Below are 3,390 nucleotides of genomic sequence, written 5' to 3'. Positions count from 1 at the left end.
TTTCCGCCGGCAAGAAGCCTGGCGGTGACATCAAGGACACCCGCGCCAATATCGAGAGCAACCGCTATTTCACGGTACATATTGCTCACCGTGAACTGGCGGGTCCGATGACTGAAACGTCGCGAACTCTGCCCAGAGGTGAGTCCGAACTGGACCGGACCAATCTTGAACTGACCGAATTCGAGGGCTTTCCACTGCCACGTCTGGCAGACTGCCGCATTGCCATGGGTTGCGAACTGTACGAAATCCAGCAGATCGGTGATTTTGACCAAAGCCTGATTTTTGGCCGCATTCTGCAGATGTATGTGGATGATCGTGCCGCCTATACCGACGACAAGGGCCGGGTGCGGGTCGATGCCACGGCTGTTGACCCGGTGGGAAGGCTGGGGGGCAGCGAATATGTGACCTTCGGCGATATCATTCGTATACCCAGGCCGGCCTGATCCCGACGGCAGGCCTGAACGGCCCACTCACTCTTGAAATGGATGGTAAAGCATATGGAATGGAGTCTGGCCCACGTATGGCTGGCCCTGGCACTGGTGTTGTGCCTGGCCGAGCTGACGTCCGGTGTATTCCTGTTTCTCGCACTTGGTGTCGCCGCCGGGCTGACAGCCTTGTCGGCGTTTCTCGGTTTTTCACTGGAATGGCAGCTGGTCACCATGGGGGTGGCCTCCGGCTTGCTGGTTCCCATCGCAGTGTGGTGGATCAGACCCTGCTTTTCACCGAAGCATGTGGATTACGGCACGACGGGAACTGGCGTCGAGCAGGGCAATCAATACCTGACTGAACGCCGGGACTTTGATGATGCAACGGTGATTCGGGTTAATGGAGATCTTTATCGCCTGCGGGTCAGCGAGACTGATGAAACCGAACTGCCGGCCTCCACGCCTGTTCTTTTCGATCGTTTTGATGGCACTACCGCCATCGTACATCACGTTCAGAGCACGGATCGCTAATCCGCAATGCAATGAATACCTACTACTTAAATGGAGCTGTGAACATGGAATCGTATGTGTCCCCCGGGCTGATTATCAGCCTGTTTTTTGTCATCGTCGGTGTGCTGATTATTGCCAAAGGGCTGGTGATCATTCGCCAGTCCGAAGTCATGGTGATCGAGCGCCTGGGTTCGTTTAACCGGGTTCTGGAAAGTGGCGTGAATATCATTGTTCCGTTCATCGAGCGGCCCCGTCCCATCACCATGATCCGTTATGTTCGTATGGGCGATGAGTATCATCCCATGACCACCGACGAGGCCCGCATTGATCGCCGGGAAACGGTCATGGATTTCCCCGGTCAGCCGGTCGTGACCACCGACAACGTCACTGTACGAATCAACGGTGCGCTGTATTACCAGATTATTGATCCCCGTCGTGCGGTCTACGAAGTGGCCAATATGAGTCAGGCCGTGGAAGTGCTGGCCAAAACCACCCTGCGTTCGGTGGTGGGCAAAATGGAGCTGGACAAGTTGTTCGAATCCCGCGCCGAGGTCAACAACGCGATCCAGGAGCAAATGGAAGAAGCCGCTTCCAAGTGGGGCGTCAAGCTGACCCGGGTCGAGGTTCAGGACATCAGCATGCCGGACGAGGTGGAAGAGGCCATGCGCCTGCAGATGGCAGCTGAACGTCGCCGTCGTGCCACCGTGACCGAAGCCGAGGGTGAGAAGGCTGCAGCCATCGCCATGGCCCAGGGCCAGCGTGAGTCGGCTATTCTTAACGCTCAGGGTGACAAGGAATCGGCGATTCTGCGGGCTCAAGGTGAGCAGGAATCCATTCGTCTGGTGATCAGTGCCATTGGCGAATCGGAAGAAGACAAGCGGACCGTTATCGGTTACCTGCTGGGCCAGAGCTATATCAAGGTTCTGCCCACCATGGCGAAAGACGGAGAGCGTGTATTCGTACCTTACGAGTCCACGGCGTTGCTGGGTTCCATGGGCATGTTCCGTGAACTGGCCGGCTCGCCGGAAGATGCAGTCCGCGATACCCTGAAACGTGATGGTTTGCGTGGCGGTATGATTGCTTCTTCCTCTGCAGGCTGAGGTTTGAGGGGGTAAGGCAGGAGGTATCCGGGCTCAGCCCGGATACCCGTTTCAGGCCAGCGGCAAGTGGCCGGTTTTAACCCAGATAATGGTTTCCTGCTCGACAAATGGATGATGCTGGCTCAGATGAGGGCTGCGTATCCAGGTTCCTTCCGGATAGCGACCCCGTTCGTCGCAGAATTCTCCACTGAGCACCAGAATTTCCTCACCACCAAAATGCCGATGGGGCTGAAACACCTCTCCCGCTGGCCATTTCACCAGGGCTACGTGCTCGTGCTCAAATTCATGCAAAGGCATCACCTCAAGCCCGCCGATCCCCGGTAGCCAGGGTGCCCGGCTGGTATCCAGGCGCACGGTGGTGCTGTCCCGCGGATCAAACTGATGGAGTTTTACCAGCAGAATGCAACCGGGTTCACTGAATGGCGAGTGTCCGCTTCCCGGCGGGTTGCGGATGTAGGTACCCTTGCCGTAATCGCCGGTTTCGTCCGAAAAAACGCCATCCAGCACCAGGATTTCCTCACCCAGAGGATGTTCGTGCCGCTGGAAACTGGCGCCAGGCTGGTATTGTACAATGCTGGTGGCGTGTCCCCTTTCGGCTTCTTCACGGGCCAGGGGTTTGCGCAGCACGCCGCCAGACGGGCTGGGTACCCAGTTCATGTTTTGGGTTTCAATCACAACCCGTTTGGAGAAATCCATGTTCAGCATTGTATGCTCCACCATTTATGCGTTGTGGCCGGGTGTTGTGGAAAGATAGCAGGCGTTAAATACGAGCCGGACCCGTGTTCAGATGTTGCGGTCGCCAAAACCGCCGCTCCAGCGTTGAACCTGCGCCCGGTCAGGCCAATGGCGCTCAGAACATTGCCGGTGTGGTGGCCTTATCAGTCTTGGCAGGAGAATGTCTCTCATGGCATGGATTATAGCCTTTTTCGGGTTTGTTCTGGGCGCCTCATTGTTCGGCTCTGCCGGGCAGGCACTGGGCAGCTCTCTGGTGGTGGGGTTGCTCACCGCTGTGGTCGGATTTATGGCGGGCCGGGTAATTGCGCTCAGTCGCAGGGTGGCCGAGTTAAGCCAGAAGCTTGAGCGCCTGCCACTATCCCGGCCCGGCATGGTAATCAGGCCAGACGAACCGATGGCAAGTGACCAGCAGGGTTCTGCCAGTGATGCCATGGAAGAGCTCCCGGCCGCCAATGACCCCAGGGAGGACACGCTCACCCTGGATGAGCGGTGGGAAGTGTCGGACCCGGCACCGCAACCGGCGGCCGCTTCGAAAGTAACGGACCCGGTCTGGAACTGGCTGGTGCGCTATTTCACCGAGGGCAATCTCCTTGTCCGGGTTGGCATCCTGATACTGTTGT

General features: G+C 57.6%; 5 protein-coding genes. 4 read left to right on the top strand and 1 reads right to left on the bottom strand.

Translation table 11 applies throughout. From position 1 onward, the window contains the following. The 3 genes from AAC035_RS19840 to AAC035_RS19830 form a co-directional block, all read left to right on the top strand. Positions 1-443: flavin reductase family protein (locus AAC035_RS19840; RefSeq protein ID WP_339806853.1), on the top strand; the 443-nt coding region annotated here is incomplete at its 5' end. A gap of 54 nt (positions 444-497) precedes the next feature. Next, positions 498-956 carry a nodulation efficiency, NfeD-like protein gene (locus tag AAC035_RS19835; RefSeq protein WP_339806852.1) on the top strand — a complete coding sequence of 153 codons (459 nt, stop codon included), beginning with the start codon at positions 498-500 and terminating at the stop codon, positions 954-956. A 44-nt stretch (positions 957-1,000) separates the two neighbouring features. Beyond that, positions 1,001-2,035 (top strand): SPFH domain-containing protein, encoded by a 1,035-nt coding sequence (locus AAC035_RS19830; RefSeq protein WP_339806850.1) that lies wholly within the window; start codon positions 1,001-1,003, stop codon positions 2,033-2,035. 51 nt (positions 2,036-2,086) lie between these two features. Here AAC035_RS19830 and AAC035_RS19825 read toward each other — a convergent pair whose 3' ends face one another. After that, positions 2,087-2,740 (bottom strand): cupin domain-containing protein, encoded by a 654-nt coding sequence (locus tag AAC035_RS19825; protein WP_339806849.1) that lies wholly within the window; start codon positions 2,738-2,740, stop codon positions 2,087-2,089. Positions 2,741-2,939: 199 nt separating this feature from the next. On the opposite strand from AAC035_RS19825, the gene AAC035_RS19820 reads away from it, so the two are divergent. Beyond that, positions 2,940-3,390: hypothetical protein (locus AAC035_RS19820; protein ID WP_339806848.1), on the top strand; the 451-nt coding region annotated here is incomplete at its 3' end.

The organism is uncultured Marinobacter sp., assembly GCF_963974375.1.
In the GTDB taxonomy this organism is placed as follows: Bacteria; Pseudomonadota; Gammaproteobacteria; order Pseudomonadales; family Oleiphilaceae; genus Marinobacter.
Note: the sequence above shows the minus strand (reverse complement) of the source record. Positions and strands in the feature narration are given on the sequence as shown.

Excerpts from the sequence above, each read along its gene's own strand:
- AAC035_RS19835 (WP_339806852.1), top strand. The coding sequence starts at position 498 with ATGGAATGGAGTCTGGCCCACGTATGGCTGGCCCTGGCACTGGTGTTG.
- AAC035_RS19830 (WP_339806850.1), top strand. The coding sequence starts at position 1,001 with ATGGAATCGTATGTGTCCCCCGGGCTGATTATCAGCCTGTTTTTTGTC.
- AAC035_RS19825 (WP_339806849.1), bottom strand. The coding sequence starts at position 2,740 with ATGCTGAACATGGATTTCTCCAAACGGGTTGTGATTGAAACCCAAAAC.